Below are 20,807 nucleotides of genomic sequence, written 5' to 3'. Positions count from 1 at the left end.
CCCGGCCGGTCAGGACACCGCCACCACCGCATACCGCTCGTCGTCGACCTCCTTGCCCCACAGCCGGGCGTCGTCCGACAACCGCTCGACCCGTACGTCGAGACCGAGGGGCGTGAGAAGCCCGGTGAGGCGGTCGGCGGGGATGCCGGCCGGGTTCGTGGCGCCCCACACACCCTCGACCAGCACCAGCCGTCCCCCTTCCGCGCCCCGGACGCGCCCCGGACGCAGCAGTCCCCGCCAGTTCCGCAGGACCCGGCCCGGATCGGGCAGGGCCCACAGCACATGCCGGACGAGGATCACGTCGAAAAGTTGTTCGCCGACCGGCGGGGCGGCGGCGTCACCGACGAGGAACACGGCGTCACGGCCGGCGAGCTTGGCGCGGGCCTGCGCCACCATCGCCGGTGACATGTCCACACCGGTGACGCGGTGCCCGCGCTCGGCGGCGAGGAGTGACAGGCTGCCCGTGCCGCAGCCCAGATCCAGCACATCGGCGGGCTGGGACGGCAGCCACTCCCCCAGCCGGGCGGCCCAGGCCTCGCGCACCGCGGGATCCCGTAGACCGTGGTCCGGCTCCTCGTCGAAGGTGGCGGCCGCGGCGTCCCAGTCCACGCCCCCGCCCGCCGAGGTTTCGGAGTTCCCGTTCTTGGCCATGTTCCTGGTCATGTACCTGGTCATGAGGCCAGGGTGACAGCCACCACTGACAGCGACATGGTGACAGCCGCCACAGACAGACCGCGATCGATGAGGAACCCTCGCCCAAAGGGTCTACCTCAGGACAAACGAGGAACCCGATAGGCACAAGGAGGCAGTCATGCGCCGAGTGACCCTGCACAAGCCCCTGAAGCGGACCGACTCGCGCCGACTGCGCGAGGAAACCGAAGAGCGCCCCGTCGAGCGGCCCGAGGTGCGCAAGGACATCGCGCGCATCTGGTGGCCGGACGGCTGAGGCCGCCCCTCGCCTCCGGCACGTCAGGCAGGACGGTCCGAGTCCAGCCGCTTGCGATAGTGCACCCGGTCGTACGGCCCGTCGGCGCGGCGCTCCACGACCTCGTATCCGTACTTCGGGTAGATCCTCCGGTTCTCCCACATCATCGCGTTCGTGTACAGCCTGATCTCGTTCCGTCCGAGCGCACGCGCGTGCGCGTCGACGAAGGCGAGCAGCCGCCGTCCCACTCCCTGCCCCTGGGCGTCGGGGTGCACGGCGAGGCTGTCCAGGAACAGATGGTCCCCGCGCGCCTCCACGACCACGAGGCCCGCCACGGGCTTCCCCGTCACGAACACCCGCCCTGCGGCCACGTCCGCCGCGTGGTCCGCCTCCATGGGCTGCGGCACCACCCCAATGCGCGCGATGTAGGGGCGGTACGCCGCATCCGTCAGGGCACGCACCGCCGGCACATCGGCGGCGACCGCCGGCCTGACCCCTTCGCCCGCCCTGTCGTCCGCGATGCCCTCTGCCATGGGACGCACGCTACCCGCCCGGGCAGCGCACCCGGCACCGTGTGGGCGGCCGCGCGGCCCGTACGGCAGGCCGATACGCAGTTGATGCCCGGCCGAGCTGCGACGGATGCCCGGCGGGGGTGCGGTGACGGCAGAATTCGGGCAGGACGCGATCCCCGTCGCATGATGGAGATCCAGCACCTACGTCCGATGGGGAGAGATGTCGGTTCCAGTGGCTGGGGGCAGTACCCCGGCACCCGTGACGATCCTGCTCGTCGAGGACGACGAGGTGATCCGCAGATCGGTCACGATGGCGCTGGAACGCTACGGCTACCGTGTCACGTCCGCGGGTGACGGCCTGACCGGACTCGAACTGTTCCGGGAGGGCCGACACGACCTGCTGCTGCTCGACCTCATGCTGCCCGGGCTCGACGGGATCGGGCTGTGCCGCAGGATCAGGGAGACCAGCACGGACCCGGTACTGATGATGTCCGCACGCGGCGACGCCCTGGACGTGGTCTCCGGTCTGGAGGCGGGTGCCGACGACTACGTCGTCAAACCCGTCGACACCGCGGTGCTGGTGGCCCGGATCCGCTCGCTGCTGCGGCGGGCGACCTTCGCCCCCGCCGCGTCCCGGACCCCGGCCGGCATGGCCGACGGAAGGGGCCGGCCGGACGAAGGCGGTCACCCCGGCGGACACGCCCCGCTGGTCTTCGGTGATCTGACCGTCGACACCGAGGGGCTCGAGGTCTTCGTGGCGGGCCGGCCGGTCGCGCTGGCCCCCACCGAACTGCGGCTGTTGCTCGAGTTCGCCGCGAACCCCGGCGTCGTGCTGGACCGGCAGCTGCTGCTGCGCAACGTGTGGGACTACGGCTGGGACGGCGACAGCCGCGTGGTCGACCTGTGCGTGCAACGGCTGCGGAAGAAGATCGGAGCCGAACGGATCCAGACCGTGCGCGGGTTCGGCTACAAGTTGCGGCGCTGACGTGGACACCCTGCGCGACCTGGTCAACTGGCGTTCGCTGCGCTGGCGGATCGCCCTGCTCGTAGCCGTGGCCTGCTGCGCCATCGCGCTGACGGTCGGTGTGCTGGTCCATCGCAGCACCCTCGACCGGTCGATGAACGACGGCGAGTCCAAGGCCGTCACGCAGTTGTCCCGGGCCCTGCAGGACTACGAGCGGGACGGGGTCGCGCACGACGGGCTGCGGATGTCGTCCGGTGCCATGCCCGACGAACTCCTGCGCCGGCTCCGCGACCGGCAGGGCCCGAGCGGCGGATACGCCACCTGGTACGACGGCGACGGCCCCGGGGACCATCCCTCGATGTGGGCGGCGCAGACGTACCGCGGCAGCCCCGTGGCGGTGCAGGTCGACATGACGACGGACCTGCTCACCCGGCGCGCCCTGGACCGGCACATGTGGAAGTACTCCCTGCTGGCGCTGGCCGTCGTCGTGCCGCTGTCGGCGCTCGCCGCGGAACTCCCCAACCGCAGGCTGCGCCACGTGGCACGGACCGCACGCCGGATCGCGGCCGGTGACCTGGCCGCCAGGACCGCGGCCGATCGCGGCGGCGACGAGATCACCGAGATCTCGGCCACCGTCGATTCGATGGCCGACAGCCTGCTCGGACGGCTGCGCAGCGAGCAGCGTTTCACCGCCGACGTCGCCCACGAACTGCGTACCCCGCTGATGGGCCTGGTCACCGCCAGTGGGCTGCTCCCCGAGGGGGAGGCCACCGATCTGGTGCGTGACCGGGTGCGGGTACTGCGAACCCTGGTGGAGGACCTGCTGGAGATCTCGCGGCTCGACGCGGGTGCCGAGCGGGCCGAACTCAGGCCGGTTCCGCTGGCCGAGGCGATCGGCGAGTCACTGGCCCGCACCGGGCTGGTGACACAACTCACCACGACCGGCGCCCTGTCCGCCGAGACCGACCCGCGCCGGCTCGACCGGATCGTCGCCAACCTGGTCGTCAACGCCCACCGGCACGGCCGTGGACCCGTCGAGGTCGAAGTGGCGGGGACCTGTGTGACCGTGCGCGACCACGGCCCCGGTTTTCCTCGCGAACTGCTCGCCGAGGGCCCCCAGCGGTTCCGCACCGGGGCGTCGGAACGCGGCCGGGGCCACGGTCTCGGGCTGACCATCGCGCTCGGCCAGGCCCAGGTCATCGGGGCATCGCTGGCCTTCGCCGACGCGCCCGGCGGCGGGGCCGTCGTCACCCTCCGGCTGCCGAAGGCCGGCTGACGCCTCGCGCGGTGCCGCACGGCACCGCGGGGCCGTCGTGCCCCGGGGCGCGGCACACGGAACGGCCCGGGCGGGCGAGCGCCGATACACGACGGATGAACGGCCGAGCGGGGGCCGAGGCACGGTCTCGGCCGTGCGGACATCCGCCCCGCACAAGGTGGTCGACGTGCGTGAACGCCGCGCACATGCCCCTTGGAGGTGCCCCCGCATGCGCACAGCCCCCGAGTCGTGCGAGCGCGACACGGACCGTACATCACCGCCGGGGTCCCCCGGTCCATGGCCCGTGCCCGGCCGGTCACGTCATCTGCCCCGCCGGACGGCGCTGCTGACGACAGGCGCCACGGCCCTGGTCACCCTGGCCGCGCTCGCCGCCGTCGTCGTCACCCCGGAAGGCGACGGGGGCGGTCCGGCGGGGACCGAACGGGCGGGCGGACGGACGGGGCGGCCCGCCGCGGCACCGCTGCCCTGGCCGCACGAGGGGCAGGCGAGTGTGCTGGTCGAAGGGCTGGGTGACGACGGCGACCTCGGTACGCACGGCGCGCAGACACCGGTGCCGATCGCCAGTATCGCGAAGGTGATGACCGCGTACGTGATCCTGCGCGACCATCCGCTGCGCGACGGCGAACCCGGCCCCCGGGTCACCGTCGACGAGTCGGCGGCGAACGAGTCCGTCTCCGGCGTGGAGTCCAGCGTGCCGGTCGTGCAGGGGCGGCGGCTGAGCGAACGGCAGCTGCTGGAACTGATGCTGATCCCCTCCGGCAACAACATCGCCCGGCTGCTGGCGCGTTGGGACGCGGGCTCGCAGCAGGCGTTCGTGGCGAAGATGAACCGGGCCGCCCACGACCTCGGCATGGACCGGACCACCTACACCGGGGCGAGCGGTATCGAGCCCACGACCACAAGCACCTCCGCCGACCAGCTGAAGCTGGCCCGGCAGGTCATGCGCGACAAGGTCTTCAGATCCGTCGTCGCGCTGCCCAGCACCACCGTCCCCGGTGTGCCCGGCACGATACTCAACACCAACACACTGCTCGGCACGTCCGGGGTGATCGGGCTCAAGACCGGCTCCAGCACCCCCGCGGGGGGCGCGCTGATGTGGGCGGCCACCGCACCCGACCGCCGCGGCCGGGACCGTCTCGCCCTCGGTGTCGTCCTGCACCAACGTGCCGGCACCAGCCCGCAGGAGGGCCTGAACGCCGCGCTCGACGCGAGCAGTTCACTGATCGAGGGCGTACGACGATGGATGTCCGGGAACGCGTCCGCGCCCACCGCCGGTCCCCGGCCCGGAAGGCGGTGACGTCGCCGTGGCCACCCTCCTCGGAACCGAGCCGGCACCGCCCGCGCCCGACCGCCCGCGACGGCCGGACCCGTACCCCGGCCTCTGGCGGCGAGGTCGGATCGCCGCCGCCCTGGCACCGTTGTCCGTGCTGGTGATGCTCGGCCATTCCCGTGTCCCCGACCGGGTCGGCCACCTCGGCAGCCTCATCGAGACGTTCCTGCCCTGGACCGGTCTCGCCGTGCCGCTCCTGCTGCTGTGCGCGGCGGTCAGGCGCTCCGCGACCGCCGCGGTGGCCGCACTGCTGCCCGCCGCCGTCTGGTCCGCACTGTTCGGCGGCACACTCCTCGACAAGCGGGCGGGCGGAGCGGACCTGACGGTGGTGACGCACAACGTCAACGAGCACAACCCGCACCCGGCGCACACCGCTCGTGTCCTGGCCGCCTCCGGCGCCGACGTGGTGGCCCTGGAAGAGCTGGGCGACGCCACCGCCGCGTACCGCACGGCGCTGGCCGCCGACTACCCGTACCACTCGATACACGGCACCGTCGGCCTGTGGAGCCGCTACCCGCTCGCCGATGCCCGGACCGTCGACATTGCCCCCTGGCCGCGTGCTCTGCGTGCGACGGTTCGCACGCCCGAGGGACCGGTCGCCGTCTACGTCGCCCATCTGCTGTCCGTCCGGTTCTCCGCCGCATCGGGGTTCGGCACGGACGCGCGTGACGCGGCCGCGCGCCGTCTCGCCGCCGCCCTGCGCGCCGAACCGCTGCCCCGCACCGTGCTCATGGGCGACTTCAACGGCACCACGGACGACCGGGCCCTGTCCGCGGTCACCGCCCGACTGCGCTCGGCGCAGGAGGAGTCGGGGGCCGGCTTCGGTCCGAGCTGGCCGGCGTCGTTTCCGGTGGCGCGGATCGACCACATCCTCGTGCGCGGCATGGAACCGCGCTCCGCCTGGACCCTCCCGGCCACCGGCAGCGACCATCTGCCGGTGGCGGCGTCCCTGCGGCTGTAGGGGCAGGGACGGGCGGGACGGATCCCCGGTGGTGGCGGTGATCTTGCTCCAGCGGCGGTGACGGGCGGCCGCACGGTGCCTGTGCGGGCGTCACCAACACCACCGGTGCGGGACGTTCGGCAGATCGCGGAAGGTGCGGACGGGGCCGTGGCCCTGAGCAGGACAGGCAGTTCGGGCCGGGTGGGCGGGATCCGCCCGGTGTCGGGCGCCGGGTCGGTGGACCGGCGGCGGACGAGGGTCCTGGCCACCGGGTCGGCCGGGGCCGCGGACGTGGTGGAGCGGCGGCGGTGGAAGGAGGTCTCACCGGTACGGCGATGGCCGCGCAGAGGCCCGGCACTCCCCGCGCCCCGCGCCTCCGCGGAAACGGGCAGGTCAACGGGGTGCTGCAAACCGGAAATGCGATCACCGGTGTTCGGCGATGCGATGGAGTAATGGCCACGACCAACAGGGGCGCGGCGCGCCTGCACCGACTCTTCGAAGCCAGCTGTGATCGGGTGCCCTCGGCAACGGCACTGGAGTGCGGGGAGCACGTCCTGACCTACGCCGAACTGGACGCCCGCGCCAATCGGCTCGCGCACCTTCTCCATGGTCTGGGCATCGGCCGTGGATCCCGGATCGCGATCCTGCTGCCGCGATCGGTGGACATGTACGCGGCGCTGCTGGCGGTCGGCAAGGCGGGGGCCGCGTTCGTACCGGTCGACCCGGCGGCGCCCCCTGACCGGGTCGCCTTCATCACGGCGGACGCGCGGGTGGACGCGGTGCTGACGGTGTCCGAGCTGTCGGCAGGGGTGTCGGACCGTGTGAAGCCGGGCCTCGGGGAGCGGACGCGGCTGGTGGAACTCGACCGGTGTGCGGCCGCGTTGGCCTCCGTACCGGCCACGCGGCCGGACGCCCCGGACATTCGGGGTGCGGCGTCAGGTGCCCGGCGGGAAACGGCGGGCCTGCGGTCCGACGACCCCACCGCCCGCACGGCCGACGACGACCCCCTCGCCTACATCATGTACACCTCGGGCTCCACCGGCCGTCCCAAGGGCGTGGCCATCGCCCACTCCAGCATCTGCAACTTCCTCGACGTCGTCCCGGACATCTACGACGTACGGCCGGAGGACCGGGTCCACCAGGGCATGGTCATCGCGTTCGACTTCTCCATCGAGGAGATCTGGCCCACCTGGACGGTCGGCGCCACCCTCGTCGCAGGGCCGGGCGGCTCCGGAACCGGGCTGTTCGGCGCCGAACTGGCCGACGCACTGGAGGAGTCCGGGATCACGGTGCTGTACTGCGTGCCCACGCTGCTGGCGACGATCCCCAGGGACCTGCCGGGGATCCGTACCGTCCTGGTCGGCGGCGAGGCCTGCCCGGCTCAGCTCGTCGAACGGTGGAGCCGGCCGGGGCGCCGGATCCTGAACACGTACGGGCCGACGGAGACGACCGTCACCGCGACCGTCACCGAACTCCGGCCGGGGCGACCGGTCACGATCGGCAAACCGCTGCCCACCTACACGGTGGTGCTGCTGGACGACCATCGCCGGTCATCGCCGGCGGGGGCGGTCGGCGAGATCTGTGTCGGCGGTCCCGGTGTCGCCCGGGGCTATGTGGGGCGCCCGGAGCTGACCGCGGAACGCTTCATCGAGCACCCGCTGGCGCCCCGGGGCAGTCGGCTCTACCGCACCGGCGACCTCGGCCGGCTCACGGCGGACGGCGAGATCGAGTACCTGGGGCGGGCCGACGACGAGGTCAAGGTCCGGGGATACCGGGTCGATCTCGGCGAGATCGACAACGTGCTGCTCGAAGACCCCGGCGTGGCCGAGGCTGCCACCGCGCTCGTCGCGATACCGGAACGGAACGGAGCGGAGAACCGCCGGGAGCTGTCCGCGTACGTGGTGCCGGCGCCGCACGGCACAGCGCGGCGGACGGGCCCGGCGCGGGCCGGGACGGGGAACGAGGACGACCTGATCGCCCGCCTGCACCAGCACCTGCGGCATCGGCTCCCCGCCTATATGGTCCCGCACTTCCTCGACATCCTGCCCCGGCTGCCCGCCTTGCCGAGCGGCAAGGTGGACCGGAAGCGGCTGCCCGCCCCGACCGGCCGAAGGCTGGTCAGCCAGGGGCATGTGGTGGCCCCGCGGGGCGAGTTGGAGACCCGGGTGCGGGACGTCTGGGCGGAGGTCTTCGGCATCGGCCCCGACACGCTGTCCACGGAGGCGGACTTCTTCGCCGATCTCGGCGGGCACTCACTGCTCGCCGCCCAGGCCGTGTCGCTGCTCCGCGGCCGGGGCATCGGGGCCGATGTCGGCCCCACCCTGCGCGACCTCTACGCCAACCCGACCGTGGGCCGGCTCGCCGCACACCTGGACACGCCGGACGCCACCTCCGAGACGCGCGGTGAGGGCCCGGCCTCCGCTGCCGACGGCTCGCCCTCGGCCCCCCTGGCCCGCCCCCGCCCCCTTCGGCACGGCAGCGGCCGGATCGCCGCCGCCGGTCTGGTCCAGGCCGGCGTGATCTACCTCCTGCTCTCCCTCACCGTCCTCCCCCTCGCCGATGTCCTGGGCCGGCAGGCGGGTCAGGCCACCGGACAGATGCCGGTCCCCGTGCAGCCCCTGATCGCCGCACTCGTCAGTTACTTCGGCATCCGCTGGCTGCTGCCCGCCGTCCTCGCCCGCCCCCTCTCCGCAGGCATCCGGCCGGGGCGCTACCCCCTGTGGGGCGCGACCTACCTCCGCCTCTGGGCCCTCGCTCTGCTGCTGAGAGTCAGCCCGTTGCCCGCGCTGAGCGGCTCCCCCCTGGTGGGGTGCTATCTGCGGCTGCTGGGCGCCCGGATCGGACCTCGGACGACCATCGCCACCGGCGCCATCCCGTTGCCGTCCCTGCTCCAGGTCGGCGCGGACGCCTCGGTCGGCTACGGCACGATGCTGCACGCCTGGCGGGTGGCGGACGGCTGGGTGACCGTCGCCCCGATCAGCATCGGCTCCCGCGCCTACGTGGGCGCGCACACGGTGCTGGAGCCGGGCGCCCGGATGGAGGCGGGATCCGGGCTCGGCGAGCAGTCGGTGCTCGGCGAGGGCGAAGTGGTGCCGGCCGGGGCCCGTTGGGCCGGATCGCCGCCGGTCCCGTTGAAGGCGCTGGACCCGCGTATCGAGGACATGCTGCGGGCCGGCGGGACCGCCGAGCGCCGGCGGCCCCGGTATGTCGCGGCGGCCCAACTCGGCGTCGCCCTCCTCGAAACCCTCCGGCTGGCCGTCGTGCTGCCGAGCGCCGCACTGATCTGGTTCACCTGGCTCGACTGGGGCACCCCGCCCGCGGTCCTGGCCGCCCTCGTCCTGGCGGGCCCGCTCTATGTCGTCACCGCCTGCGCCGCGATCGCCCTCGCCAAGCGGCTGGTGCTGCGCCGCTCGCCGGTCGGCGCTCATCCGGTCCGCTCGGTCCTGGGTGTCCGCAAGTGGTTCTCCGACAAGCTGCTGGAAGCCAGCCTCGCCGTCACCAACTCCCTTTATGCCACCCTCTACACCGTCCCCTGGCTACGGCTGCTGGGCGCGCGCATCGGCCCCGGTGCCGAGGTGTCCACCGCCTCCCATCTCGACCCGGACCTGCTCGCGCTCGGCGAGGGCAGCTTCGTCGCGGACATGGCGGGGGTCGGCGGCGCCGCCTTCGCCGGCGGCCGGGTCGACTGCAGGCCCACCGAGATCGGCCGCCACGCGTTCGTCGGCAACGCCGCGTATCTGCCCGCCGGGACGCGGACAGGACCGGACTCCCTGATCGGCGTCGGCACCGTCCCGCCGCAGGACGGGGTGCCCGCCGGCACCGCCTGGCTGGGCTCGCCCGCGATCCACCTCCCGAATCGCCAGAGCAGCGGCAACTTCCCCGAGGAGCTGACGTTCCGGCCCACACCGAAGGCGGTCCGCCGCCGCCTGGCCATCGAGTTCCTCCGCGTCACCATGCCCGCGTCCCTTCTGGGCGTGACCGCCTTCCTCTTCCTCCTCGCCCTCGTCGGCGTCGCCCACGCCGGACCGGCCCTCTGCGTCCTGCTGGCCCCTCTCCTCCTCATGGCCGCGGGCCTGACCGTCATCGCATACTGCGCCCTGCTCAAACGGCTCGTCATCGGAACCTACGAGCCACACGTCGCGCCCCTGTGGAGCTGGTTCGTCCGCCGCACCGAGTTCGTCACCGGTCTCTACGAGGCGGCCGCCGTCCCCGCCGGTCTCGCCACCCTCACCGGCACGCCGTTCCTGCCGCCCGCGCTGCGTCTGTTCGGCGCGCGGATCGGTCGGCGCACGTGGATCAGCACCACCTTTCTCACCGAGTTCGACCTGGTCGAGGTCGGCGACGAGGCGGAGATCGGCCCAGGCGTGAGCCTGCAGACGCACCTGTTCGAGGACCGGGTCATGAAGATGTCGAAGGTCACCGTCGAGGCGGGCGCCACCGTCGGCAGCCGCACGGTCGTGCTGTACGACGGGGTCGTCGGCGAAGGCGTCTGGCTCGACGCCCTCTCCTTGGTCATGAAGGGCGAGCGTCTCACCCCCGGCACGGCTTGGCGCGGCGTCCCCGCCCAGGGCCGGGCCCTCCGTCGCGCCGACCGCCCTCCACCCGGCTGACCCCTCACCACACCGGCCACTCCCGTTGACGACCCCCGACCCCGGCGGTGGGAATCCATGCCACCTGCTTCCGACTTCCTCGACTCCCTCCGCCGGGCCATCGGCGCGCGGCGCGCCCCGACGCAGCCCTCGCTCCCCCTCCCGGGCGGACGCCCGCTGGCCCTCGTGTACCGGGGTCCGGCCGCCCGCCCCGCCGGCTGCTCCGAGGCGGTCGCCGCACTGCTCGCGTCCGGCCCCTGGGACCTCGACGTCCGCTACACCGGACCGCACGAGGAGATCCCGCTCTCCGCCGCGACCCTGGCCCACGCCCGCGTCTACGCCCAGCCCGGCGGCGGCACCCTCTCCGCCGCGTACCGCCGTCTGAAGAAGCACGCCGGCGAAATCCGTGACTACGTCCACGGCGGCGGGCGTTATCTGGGTTTCTGCCTGGGCGGCTACCTGGCCGGCGCCACCCCCGGCTTCGCGCTCCTCCCCGGCGACACCGACCAGTACATCGCCACGCCCGGCGCCACCGTCCACCACGACCGCGACACCCTGGTGGAAACCGCGTGGCGCGGCATCCCCCGCACCCTCTACTTCCAGGACGGCCCGCACTTCGTCCTCGACCGCGACGCCGACGTCACCGTCCTCGCCACCTATCCGAACGCCACCGTCGCCGCCCTGGTCACCCCCTTCGGCGACGGTCGCGTCGGCGTCGTGGGCCCTCACCCGGAAGCCACCGACGACTGGTTCCTCGACGAGGGCCTCTCGGTCCACCGCACCCACGACCTGGGGCTGGACCTGGTGGGGGAAGTGCTGAAGTGACCAGAGCCCGCACGACTGCCTCTCCACCGAGCGGCAGTGGGCGCGGTCGCAGTTGAGGAAGCCCGTCCTGACGTCGTTTCCTGATCGCTCCGTTAGCCCTGCCTTAACGGCGCCATAAGGATCTCGTCCGCCCGCCCCCAGCAGGCGATTTCTCGGTTTCCCGGGGTTAGCTTGCTGAGCGCAGCCCCCACGGGATGGATTCCAGGAGTCCCCCCCGTGCCGCTCCGTCGCGGAGGCGGCGGCCGGCGTGGGTGGTGAGGCTCCGGGGCCTGTCCGGCGGCTCAGGTCGGACAGGCCCCGGCGACGGCCGCAGCGGCTGGGGACGGCTACGGACGTCCGGTGGTGGCACTCGGGCGTCAGCTGAAGGCGGACGCGCAGGTGGTCGGGGTGGCGTGCGCCGGGTCGAGGGCGTTGGCCACCTCGTGGAAGGCGATCCGGTCGGTCAGCCCGATCAGCACATGCTCGGAGAGGTCGAGCACGCACAGGTTCTGCAGCAGGACGTTGTGGACGTCGGATCCGCTGAGGAACTGCGAACTGTAGGGCGTCACCACCTCGTCGTACTTGGTGGCGATGACCGTGTAGTGGACTCCGGGCACGGTGTCGCCGCCCGTGTTGAGTTTGGTCAGGAACGCCGAGCCGGCCACCTGGTCGGCGAGACCGGGGGTGGCGCTGGAGAGCAGGTCCTCGGCGCCGGGGAAGTAGGGCAGCAGGTTGGTGAGCCCGTTCAGGGTGGTGCCGTGGTTGTCGGGCGCGATGCCGACGAGGGCGTTCACCTTGGCCGCACCGCCCAGGAACTTGAGGTAGTAGCGGGGCATCATGCCGCCCTGCGAGTGCCCGACGATGTCGACCTCGGCGGAACCGGTCGCGGCGAGCACCTTGTCGACGAAGGTGCTGAGCTGTCCGGCGGAGTCGGCGATGGGGCCGAGTCCGTAGAACAACGGGACACCCGGCAACTTGCCGTAGTCCAGGGAGAAGACGCAGTACCCGCGGTCCTCCAGGTAGGGGGCGAGGGCGAGCCAGTTGTCGACGGAGTTGGCGAAGGTGCCGTGGACGAGGACGACGGGGCGGGGGTGGGCGGCGGACGGCTTGCAGGCGTAGTCGTTCCAGCCGCTCGCGGACGCTTGGCTCTGCTGGAGCGGGTGGGCCCCGCTCGGCGCGGCGGCCTGTGCCGCTCCGGCGGCGGGGACGACGGCGACCGCGGTCGTCAGCAGGAGTGCTGCCAGCGGTCTGAACAGGCGTTTCCAGGGCAGCATCGGGTGATCTCCTTGCGACTCGGGGGAGGTGCGACGGCCTTGCGCCCCTGCGATCCGGATCACGGGATGCTGTTCACTCGTCAAGTTACGAACGAGTAGGACAACTGTGAAGTTACGCGTCAGTAAAAAATTTTCGATGCACCCTCGTACAGTCGGGCTTCCTGGTAATGGCCCAGGCGTATGTGATGTCTCATCACCAGGCGGGCCTGATCGGCCCATAGGGTGCGATACGCAGCAACTGACGTTGCAGCGAACGGATTTCGGCAGCCCCCAGCAGCTCCGCCCACGGCCGTACGGCCTCCGCCGCGGCTTCCTCGGCGGCCCGGGTGCAGGCCCAGCCGCGCTCGGTCAGCACGACCAGCCGGGCCCGCGCGTCCCCGGGATGCGGACGCCGCTCCGCGTACCCCTTGCGCACGATCTCGTCGACGAGCTGACTCGCCGCCTGCTTGGTCACCCCGAGATGGGCGGCCAGCTCCGTCGCGGTGGCACCGTCCGGGGCGAGCCGGGCGAACGCGAAACCGTGCGCGGGCCGCACCCCCTCGAAGCCACGCGCGACGACACCGTCGTTGATGCGTTGTGTCAGTTCGCCGGCGACGGCGAGCAGGGCGGCGGACAGGGCCATGGCTTCGGAGTTCTGCACCCGGGCATTGAAACACCCTTGACCCGGTGGTCAAGCTGCTTGACCATAGTTATGGTCAAGCAGCTTGACCATTTCGGAAGGAGACATCCATGCCTGTCGTCCGCTCGTCCGAGGCCGTCACGTACGAGATGCACGGTGCCCGTTTCGTCTCGTACGCCAGCTCCCTGACCGGCAGCAGGGAGCTGTGCGCCTGGCGCGGGGAGATCCCCGCGGGCACCCGCGCACCCCTGCACACCGTCGACCGGGAGGAGATCTTCCACCTGCTCGACGGTGAACTGCTCATCACGCTCGACGGCCGCACCGAACGGATCACCGCGGGCGACACGGTGATCGTCAATCCCGGTACGACCCTCGGCATCGAGAATCCGACGGGCGAGGTCGCCGTCTCCTGGGTCACCACCTCGATCGGGCTGGAGGCGCAACTGTCCGACGGCACGCGGATCGCTCCCCCATGGGCGCGCTGACGCCTACGCGGCCAGCGTCCCCGGCATCACCGCGCGCGGCCCGAACCTCGCTCGCGCGCGGTCCGCGACCTCCTCGATCCTGCGGACCTTGTCGTCCGCGGGGTCGAAGGTGAGCTGACGGGACGCCTGTTCGGCGGGGGTCAGGCCTTCGGCGCGCAGGACGAGCGCACGCACCCGGGCGCGCTGCAGACCCAGCGCCTCGTACATGCGGTACGCCTCCGTGGTGAGCGCGGCGGAGTGCGCGGTCGGCTCGGCGAGGGTGCGGCTGCGGGTCGTCGAGGACCTGTCGGCATAGCGCGTGGTGAGGGTGAGCGCTCCGCACACCCGGCCCACGTTGCGCAGCCGGGAGCCCAGTTCCTCGGCGGCCGACAGCAGTGCGCGCCGGTGCCGGTCGGGGTCCAGCTCGTCGCGGGTGAAGGGGCGTTCGGCCACGAGGGAGCGGGAGACCCCGTTCGGCACGACCCGGCCCCGGTCGACGCCGTTCGCCTTCTCGTGCAGTTCACGGCCGGCCCGGGCGCCGACGAGCCGCTGCACCGTGGACAGTGGTGCTGCGGCGACCTTTCCGACGGTGTCGAGCCCGTACTCGCACAGAGTGCGGGCGGTCACGGCACCGACCCGGGGCAGCGCACCGACGGGCAGGCCGGCCAGGAACTCCGCGGCCGCCGTGCGCCCTTCGGGCACCAGCCGGATCGTCCCGGGCGCCGCCTCCCGCAGCGCCATGCGGGCCAGCATCGGCCCGGGTCCGGCCCCGATCGCGCAGTCGACCCCGTGGTGCGCGAGGGCGCGTACCCGGATCACCGTGGCCAGTTCGGCGGTGTCCCGCCCGAAGTACCGCCCGGCGCCCCGCAGATCGGCCAGCGCCCCGTCCGGCGGAAGCGCCTCGACGACGGGTGTGAACTCCTCCAGGAGTCCGAGCAGCCCCGGCAGGGCCGCCTCGTACATCGGAGCCAGCTGGAAACGTACGCAGAGGATGGTCATCCCGCACTCCCCGGACTCTGGTGCCACAACTTCTTCCCACCCGCGGGGCCTTCGCCCGCGGGACGCAGATCGGACCAGGGGTTCATCTCGTACCCCGTGGTCATACGGATACGGCGGCCCTTCGCCGCGTCGCCGTCACCGTCCTGCTGATGCGGGGCGGGTACCGCCAGCCGCTCCGCCACCATGTCGAGGCCGCCCTCGGCGCGCAGTTCGACCAGTTCGGCGAGGTTCCAGGCGGCGGCGCCCACCACGCTGAGACTGCGCGGCCCCCTTCGCTGCACCACCCCGCGCACCAGCAGCAGCCAGGAGTGGAAGACGGTGTGGGCGCAGGCGTCGTGGGAGTCGTCGAAGAAGGCGAGGTCGACCAGGCCCGTACCGTCGTCGAGGGTGGTGAAGATGACCCGCTTGCCGGAGCGGATGGGCGGGGTCTGGGTGGCCGCCTTGGCACCCGCGACCAGTACCGTCTCCCCGTGCCGTGCCGAGCGCAGCCGGTGCGCCGGCACCACGCCCAGTTCGTCGAGGAACGCCCGGTGGTCGTCCATCAGATTGCGCGAGGCGTCCATGGAGAGCACGCCCAGTTCGGCACTCAGCCGCTCCGCCGCGGAGAGGTCGGGCAGCCCCGCCGAGGCCGTCCTCCGCCCCCCGGCCAGGGGGAGCTGGCCCTCGCCCCCGCCCCGGGCACCCCGGTGGAGTTCGGTCAGATGCAGTTGCAGGTCGCGGCGGTTGGCGCCGAACGCGTCCAGCGCACCGACCTGCGCGAGCCGCTGCGCAAGGGGACGGCTCGGCCGGGCCCGTTCCCAGAAGTCGAGCAGGGAGGCGTACGGCTGCCCGGCTTCGATCCGCTGCGCTTCGGCCTCGCTGATGCCGTGGACGTCGCAGAGCGCGAGCCGGAGCCCCCAGCGGCCGGTGGAATCAGTTGGTTCAGACACCAGTTCGATACGATGAGCGACACCCGACCTGTTCACGTCCAGCGACAGGATCGGCACCCCCCGGCGCCGCGCATCCGCAAGCAGCAGCCGCTTCGGGTACATCCCGGGATCGTGCGTGAGCAGCCCCGCGTAGAAGGCGGCCGGGTGATGGGCCTTCAGCCACGCCGACTGGTACGTCGGCACGGCGAAGGCGACCGCGTGCGCCTTGCAGAAGCCGTACGAGCCGAACGCCTCGACGATCTCCCAAGTGCGCTGAATCGTTTCTGCGTTGTATCCGTTCGCCGCCGCCTGCTGGGCGAACCAGACCCGGATCCGTCCCTGCGACTCCGGTTCGGACAGCCCGCGCCGCACCCGGTCCGCCTCGTCCCGCCCGCAGCCGGTCATGATGTCCAGGATGTGGATGATCTGCTCGTGGAAGACGACGACGCCGTACGTCTCCTTCAGCGGCCCCTCCAGGTCGGGGTGCGGGTAACGGACGGGCGCCCGCCCGTGCCGCGCGTCGATGAACGGCCGCACCATGTCGGCCGCGACCGGACCCGGCCGGAACAGCGAGATGTCGACGACGAGGTCGTGGAAGTCGGCCGGCTGGAGCCGCCCGACCAGGTCCCGCTGGCCCGGCGACTCGATCTGGAAGCAGCCCAGCGTCTCGGCGGTGCGGATGAGGCGGTACGTCTCCGGGTCGCCCGGCTCGACGGCGTCGAGGTCGAGCCGCTCCCCCGTCGTCCGCTGCACCTCCGCGACCGCGTGCGCCATCGCGGACTGCATCCGCACCCCGAGCACGTCGAGTTTGAGCAGTCCGAGCTCCTCGACGTCGTCCTTGTCGAACTGCGACATCGGGAAGCCCTCGCCGCTGGTCGGCACGACCGGCGTACGGGCGAGGAGGGAGGCGTCGGAGAGCAGCACCCCGCACGGGTGCATGGCGATTCCGCGCGGAAGGGCGTCGAGGGCCTCCACCAGTTCCCAGAAGTTTCCGTACTTCTCCCGCTCCGCGGCCAGGGACTTGAGTTCGGGCAGTTCGTCGAGGGCCGTGCGGGCGTCGCGGGCCCGGATGTGCGGGAAGGACTTGGCGATGCGGTCGATGTCGGCCGGGTCCATGGACAGGGCCGCGCCCACGTCGCGGATCGCGTGGCGGACACGGTAGGTCTCCGGCATCGCGACCGTCGCGACCCGCGCGGTACCGAAACGGTCGATGATCGCGCGGTAGACCTCGAGACGACGGGCGGATTCGACGTCGATGTCGATGTCGGGCAGGGCCAGGCGGCGCTTGGACAGGAAACGCTCCATCAGGAGCCCGTGCTCCACCGGGTCGGCGTGCGCGATGCCGAGGAGGTGGTTGACGAGGGAACCCGCGCCCGAGCCGCGCGCGGCGACCCGGATGCCCATGCTCCGTACGTCGTCGACCACCTGGGCCACCGTGAGGAAGTAGGAGGCGAAACCGTGGTGGGCGATGACGTCGAGTTCCTCGTGCATCCGCTCCCAGTAGGCGCGCCGGGCGCCGTAGCCGCGCAGCACCATGCCCGCCGCCGCCCGGGAGGCGAGCGCACGCTGGGCTGTGCGGTGGCCGGCGCCCACAAGATGGGCCTCGGGGAAGTGGACGGTGCCGATGCCGAGGTCGTCCTCGGGGTCGACCACGCACTCGGCGGCGGTGTCCCGGGTCTGCTCCAGCAGGCGGTGTGCGGTGTCGCGCCGGTAGCCCGCGGCCTCGACGATCCGTTCGGCGACCCGGAGCATGGCCGGCGCGTCCTTGAGCCAGGCCTCTCCGGAGTCCAGTTCCTTGGCGGGGTCGACGGGGACGAGGCGGCGTGCGGCGTCCAGGACGTCGGCGACCGGGCCGAGGCCGGGGTCCGCGTACCGCACGGCATTGCTGAGCACAGGGCGTACTCCCTGCTCGGCGGCGAATCCCAGGGTTCGGGCGGCCAGCCGCAGCGAGCCCGGTCCGGTACCCGTGCGGCCGTGCCAGACGGCCTCGAGGCGCAGGGCGTCGCCGTAGACCTCACGCCAGGGTGCGAGGAGTCTCGCCGCACGGTCCGGTCGTCCCGCGGCCAGGGCGCGGCCCACGCCGGAGGCGGGGCCGAGCAGGACGGTCAGACCGTCGGCGTGGTTGTCGGCCCAGGGCAGCAGCGGGGTGCCCGGGGACAGGGACTCGGGAGAATGGGCGGCGGTGACGAGCCGGCACAGATCGGCCCAGCCGCGGGCGCCGTCCCGGGCGAGGAAGGTCACACGTGGTGTCGACTCGTCGATGAAGGCACCCCCGCGCACCGGGGCACGGCGCCTCCCCCGGGCCTCCGGCTCCTCCCCCGTTCGCTCGACGGGACCCCCATGGACCGGCAGAGCCCCCGTGCGCCGGGCCGGCTCGGGCTCCGTCACCGCGAGTTCCACCCCGAACAGCGGCCGGACGCCCGCCGCCGCGCAGGCCTTGGCGAACCGGACCGTGCCCGCGACGGTGTCCCGGTCGGTGAGCGCCAGGGCGTCCATGCCCAGCTCACCGGCGCGCTCGGCCAGCCGCTCCGGATGCGAGGCGCCGTAGCGCATGGAGAACCCGGAGACGGTGTGCAGATGCGTGAAACCCGGCACACGCACCTCCAGTACCCGTGAGCCCCGCATACGGCGCTCGAACGTTCGTTCCCATCCCCCACTCCCACCATAAACCAACTTTCGAACTGTCGTGCGACAGCGGTTCGAGCCTCCCCCACCTGGGCAAACGCCAACCGGGCCGTCCGTCCCGGGAGAGACCGGCCGGACCGGCCATGGAAAAGTCCCGCCCCCGGACAATCCGGGAGCGGGACTCCGTCGGGCCGCGGGAGATCAGCCGATCTGGGCGCCGAAGACCGAAAGCGCCTCGGTGACCGGCTGGAAGAAGGTCTCGCCGCCCGAGGTGCAGTCACCGCTGCCGCCCGAGGTGAGGCCGATCGCGGTGTCACCGTCGAAGAGCGAACCGCCGCTGTCACCGGGCTCGGCGCAGACGTCGGTCTGGATGAGGCCGCTGACCGTGCCCTCCGCATAGTTCACGGTGGCGTCCAGACCGGTGACCGTGCCGGAGTGCACCTGGGTGGTCGAGCCGCTGCGCGTCACCTTCTCGCCGACGGTCGCGTCACCCGCCTTGGTGATCGCTTGCGTCGAGCCGTTGTAGAGGTCGACCGCGCTCGGGTGGTCGACCTCCGCCGTGTATTTGACCAGGCCGAAGTCGTTGCCCGGGAAGCTGGACTGCTCGTTCTGGCCGATCACGTTGCCACTGGAGTCCGACCAGCTGGAGATGGCCTCGGTGCAGTGTCCGGCGGTGATGAAGTACGGCTGACCGCCCTTGACCACGTTGAAGCCGAGCGAGCAGCGCCCGCCGGAGCCGGTGATGGCGTCGCCGCCCGCGACGAAGGGCTTGAACTCACCCGGCGAGCGCTTGATCTCGGCCTTCCCGCCGAGCCCGTCGACCACCTTGGAGAGCGTGGCCCACTCGGCCTTCGAGACGGTGCTGTCGGCCGTTACGACGACCTTGTTGGTCCTCGGGTCGGTCGCCCATGAGGTGCCCGGGATGGTCGCGTCCTTCTTGAGCGTGGTGCGGGCGCCCGCCAGCTCGGCCAGGGAGTTCTGGACGATTCTGGCCGTGGCGCCGGCCGTCCGGGCGGACTGCGCGGCGGACTCGTCGAGGACATTGACGACGAGCTGCTTCGTCTTCGCGTCGTAATACGTTCCGGCCGCGCCGGAACCCAGGTCCTGACCGAGCGTCGAGGCGAGCTTTCCGGCCGCTTCGGCCGAGAGAGTGCGAGGCGTCCCGGTCTTCGGCGCCTCACTCGCGTTCGCATTCTGGAAGGTGACGCCCGCTGCGATCAGTGCGGCGACAGCCCCGCCTGCCAGGGCGGCCCGCCGCCCGGATATGCGTCGGTGCTTCAACTCACGTCCTCCTGTGGGGGGTCAGGTCGCGGAGGTTGTGGGGACCGCCGCGACCGGAAGGCGTAGGGGCACGAAGGCGGCACACCGAATGAGCCGCGTCCGTACCCACCGTGCGGAGCCCACTATTCCGACGCCCACAGGGGGCACACAAGGTCGACTTCAGGACGCGCGCAGGTCAACGAATGTGCGCCCCCTGCCGCTTGACCATGCCTGTTCCCCTCCGGTTCGATTCCCGCTGCAAATGCCATGCGAGGGTTATCCCTCTGCCGGCCGCGAGGTCTAGTCCTGTCTTGAATTCGACCCCTCGGGTTCCGATTCCAGGTCGATTGCGGCGGCGGGGAGTTGCTCCTGCACCGATTGCTCACCGGTCACGGCCGACGGCGGCGGGGGCGCCGGCACCTGCTGTTCGGGGGTCGCGGCCACCGGCTGCTGGGCCCGCTCCAGGAACCGCAGCAGTTCCACCGGGAAGGGCAGGACGAGGGTGGAGTTCTTCTCCGCGGCGACCGCCACCACGGTCTGCAGCAGTCGCAGTTGCAGCGCGGCGGGTGTCGCGGCCATCTGCTGGGCCGCCTCCGCCAGCTTCCTGGACGCCTGCAGTTCCGCGTCGGCGTTGATGACACGGGCGCGCCGCTCGCGGTCGGCCTCGGCCTGCCGGGCCATGGACCGTTTCATCGTCTCCGGCAGCGAGACGTCCTTGATCTCGACACGGTCGATGGTGACGCCCCACTCCACCGCCGGGCTGTCGATCATCAGCTCCAGACCCTGGTTGAGCTTCTCACGGCTGGAGAGCAGATCGTCGAGTTCGCTCTTGCCGATGATCGACCTCAGCGAGGTCTGCGCCATCTGCAGTACGGCGAACCGGTAGTCCTCGACCCGGACGATCGCCTCGGCGGGTGAGGTCACCTTGAAGTAGACGACGGCGTCCACGCGCACCGTGACGTTGTCCCTGGTGATGCCCTCCTGCGCGGGCACCGGCATCGTCACGATCTGCAGATTCACCCTGCGGAGCCGGTCCACGAGGGGCACGATCATCGTGAGGCCGGGCCCCCGGACCTCGGGCCTGAGCCGCCCGAGGCGGAACACCACTCCCCGTTCGTACTGTTTGACGACCCGGGCCGCGGCCGCCACGTAGACGACCCCGACGGACGCGAGGGCCGCCCCCGCCGTCACCAGCTCCTCGACCATGTCGGCCCCCCAGGGTCCGAAGTGGGCGTGCTCAGGGGAGTGCACACGAACCTGCCACGTGCCCTTCGACGGTAACTCCGCGGAGCGGGCAAAGGGGAGCCCCCGCACGCGG

16 protein-coding genes are annotated in these 20,807 nt (G+C 72.2%); 8 read left to right on the top strand and 8 right to left on the bottom strand.

Features of this window, described 5'->3' with window-relative positions:
• Positions 1–9: 9 nt before the first annotated feature.
• Complete coding sequence (locus tag RCR19_RS29185) at positions 10–651, bottom strand: class I SAM-dependent methyltransferase (RefSeq protein ID WP_331269586.1); 642 nt, start codon at positions 649–651, stop codon at positions 10–12.
• A 160-nt stretch (positions 652–811) separates the two neighbouring features.
• Between RCR19_RS29185 and RCR19_RS29180 the strand changes: the two genes are divergently transcribed.
• Positions 812–946: a hypothetical protein gene (locus tag RCR19_RS29180; RefSeq protein ID WP_331267834.1), complete on the top strand. Its 135-nt coding sequence runs from the start codon at positions 812–814 to the stop codon at positions 944–946.
• Positions 947–969: 23 nt separating this feature from the next.
• Here the strand turns inward: RCR19_RS29180 and RCR19_RS29175 are convergent, their stop codons facing one another.
• A complete protein-coding gene (locus tag RCR19_RS29175; RefSeq protein WP_331267833.1) occupies positions 970–1,458 on the bottom strand; it encodes a GNAT family N-acetyltransferase in 489 nt (162 codons plus the stop codon).
• A 199-nt stretch (positions 1,459–1,657) separates the two neighbouring features.
• Here RCR19_RS29175 and cseB point away from each other — a divergent pair, with 199 nt between their 5' ends.
• From cseB to RCR19_RS29145, 6 genes are all read left to right on the top strand, one after another.
• Entirely contained in the window at positions 1,658–2,422 is a 765-nt protein-coding gene (gene cseB / locus RCR19_RS29170; protein ID WP_331267832.1) for a two-component system response regulator CseB, read from the top strand.
• A 1-nt stretch (position 2,423) separates the two neighbouring features.
• Complete coding sequence (locus RCR19_RS29165) at positions 2,424–3,677, top strand: HAMP domain-containing sensor histidine kinase (protein WP_331267831.1); 1,254 nt, start codon at positions 2,424–2,426, stop codon at positions 3,675–3,677.
• A gap of 208 nt (positions 3,678–3,885) precedes the next feature.
• Complete coding sequence (locus tag RCR19_RS29160; protein WP_331267830.1) at positions 3,886–4,974, top strand: serine hydrolase; 1,089 nt, start codon at positions 3,886–3,888, stop codon at positions 4,972–4,974.
• Positions 4,975–4,981: 7 nt separating this feature from the next.
• Complete coding sequence (locus tag RCR19_RS29155) at positions 4,982–5,968, top strand: endonuclease/exonuclease/phosphatase family protein (RefSeq protein ID WP_331267829.1); 987 nt, start codon at positions 4,982–4,984, stop codon at positions 5,966–5,968.
• 431 nt (positions 5,969–6,399) lie between these two features.
• Positions 6,400–10,557, top strand: coding sequence for a Pls/PosA family non-ribosomal peptide synthetase (locus RCR19_RS29150; RefSeq protein WP_331267828.1), 4,158 nt, complete (start codon positions 6,400–6,402; stop codon positions 10,555–10,557).
• Between the two features lie 57 nt (positions 10,558–10,614).
• On the top strand, positions 10,615–11,361 hold the full coding sequence (locus RCR19_RS29145) for a BPL-N domain-containing protein (protein ID WP_331267827.1): 747 nt from the start codon (positions 10,615–10,617) through the stop codon (positions 11,359–11,361).
• A gap of 356 nt (positions 11,362–11,717) precedes the next feature.
• Here RCR19_RS29145 and RCR19_RS29140 read toward each other — a convergent pair whose 3' ends face one another.
• Positions 11,718–12,614 (bottom strand): alpha/beta fold hydrolase, encoded by an 897-nt coding sequence (locus RCR19_RS29140; protein WP_331267826.1) that lies wholly within the window; start codon positions 12,612–12,614, stop codon positions 11,718–11,720.
• A 193-nt stretch (positions 12,615–12,807) separates the two neighbouring features.
• The gene (locus tag RCR19_RS29135) at positions 12,808–13,254 is read right to left on the bottom strand and encodes a MarR family winged helix-turn-helix transcriptional regulator (protein ID WP_331267825.1); all 447 of its coding nucleotides are present in this window, start codon (positions 13,252–13,254) and stop codon (positions 12,808–12,810) included.
• An 89-nt stretch (positions 13,255–13,343) separates the two neighbouring features.
• On the opposite strand from RCR19_RS29135, the gene RCR19_RS29130 reads away from it, so the two are divergent.
• On the top strand, positions 13,344–13,718 hold the full coding sequence (locus tag RCR19_RS29130; protein ID WP_331267824.1) for a cupin domain-containing protein: 375 nt from the start codon (positions 13,344–13,346) through the stop codon (positions 13,716–13,718).
• Between the two features lie 3 nt (positions 13,719–13,721).
• Here the strand turns inward: RCR19_RS29130 and RCR19_RS29125 are convergent, their stop codons facing one another.
• The 4 genes from RCR19_RS29125 to RCR19_RS29110 all read right to left on the bottom strand — a co-directional run bounded on the left by RCR19_RS29125 (position 13,722) and on the right by RCR19_RS29110 (position 20,695).
• Positions 13,722–14,696 carry a hypothetical protein gene (locus tag RCR19_RS29125; RefSeq protein ID WP_331267823.1) on the bottom strand — a complete coding sequence of 325 codons (975 nt, stop codon included), beginning with the start codon at positions 14,694–14,696 and terminating at the stop codon, positions 13,722–13,724.
• Complete coding sequence (dnaE, locus tag RCR19_RS29120; RefSeq protein WP_331267822.1) at positions 14,693–18,199, bottom strand: DNA polymerase III subunit alpha; 3,507 nt, start codon at positions 18,197–18,199, stop codon at positions 14,693–14,695. The genes RCR19_RS29125 and dnaE overlap by 4 nt, the downstream gene beginning before the upstream one ends.
• Positions 18,200–18,430: 231 nt before the next feature.
• On the bottom strand, positions 18,431–19,510 hold the full coding sequence (locus RCR19_RS29115; protein ID WP_331267821.1) for a S1 family peptidase: 1,080 nt from the start codon (positions 19,508–19,510) through the stop codon (positions 18,431–18,433).
• Positions 19,511–19,789: 279 nt separating this feature from the next.
• Positions 19,790–20,695 carry a slipin family protein gene (locus RCR19_RS29110; protein ID WP_331269585.1) on the bottom strand — a complete coding sequence of 302 codons (906 nt, stop codon included), beginning with the start codon at positions 20,693–20,695 and terminating at the stop codon, positions 19,790–19,792.
• Positions 20,696–20,807: the final 112 nt, after the last annotated feature.

This window comes from Streptomyces sp. WAC07094 (assembly GCF_036320405.1).
GTDB lineage: Bacteria > Actinomycetota > Actinomycetes > Streptomycetales > Streptomycetaceae > Streptomyces > Streptomyces lannensis.
Note: the sequence above shows the minus strand (reverse complement) of the source record. Positions and strands in the feature narration are given on the sequence as shown.

What these genes read in the sequence shown, in the direction of transcription:
- cseB (WP_331267832.1), top strand. Translation starts at nt 1,658, where the DNA reads ATGTCGGTTCCAGTGGCTGGGGGCAGTACCCCGGCACCCGTGACGATC.
- RCR19_RS29175 (WP_331267833.1), bottom strand. Translation starts at nt 1,458, where the DNA reads ATGGCAGAGGGCATCGCGGACGACAGGGCGGGCGAAGGGGTCAGGCCG.
- RCR19_RS29180 (WP_331267834.1), top strand. Translation starts at nt 812, where the DNA reads ATGCGCCGAGTGACCCTGCACAAGCCCCTGAAGCGGACCGACTCGCGC.
- RCR19_RS29145 (WP_331267827.1), top strand. Translation starts at nt 10,615, where the DNA reads ATGCCACCTGCTTCCGACTTCCTCGACTCCCTCCGCCGGGCCATCGGC.
- RCR19_RS29150 (WP_331267828.1), top strand. Translation starts at nt 6,400, where the DNA reads ATGGCCACGACCAACAGGGGCGCGGCGCGCCTGCACCGACTCTTCGAA.
- RCR19_RS29140 (WP_331267826.1), bottom strand. Translation starts at nt 12,614, where the DNA reads ATGCTGCCCTGGAAACGCCTGTTCAGACCGCTGGCAGCACTCCTGCTG.
- RCR19_RS29160 (WP_331267830.1), top strand. Translation starts at nt 3,886, where the DNA reads ATGCGCACAGCCCCCGAGTCGTGCGAGCGCGACACGGACCGTACATCA.
- RCR19_RS29110 (WP_331269585.1), bottom strand. Translation starts at nt 20,695, where the DNA reads ATGGTCGAGGAGCTGGTGACGGCGGGGGCGGCCCTCGCGTCCGTCGGG.
- RCR19_RS29125 (WP_331267823.1), bottom strand. Translation starts at nt 14,696, where the DNA reads ATGACCATCCTCTGCGTACGTTTCCAGCTGGCTCCGATGTACGAGGCG.
- RCR19_RS29130 (WP_331267824.1), top strand. Translation starts at nt 13,344, where the DNA reads ATGCCTGTCGTCCGCTCGTCCGAGGCCGTCACGTACGAGATGCACGGT.
- RCR19_RS29185 (WP_331269586.1), bottom strand. Translation starts at nt 651, where the DNA reads ATGGCCAAGAACGGGAACTCCGAAACCTCGGCGGGCGGGGGCGTGGAC.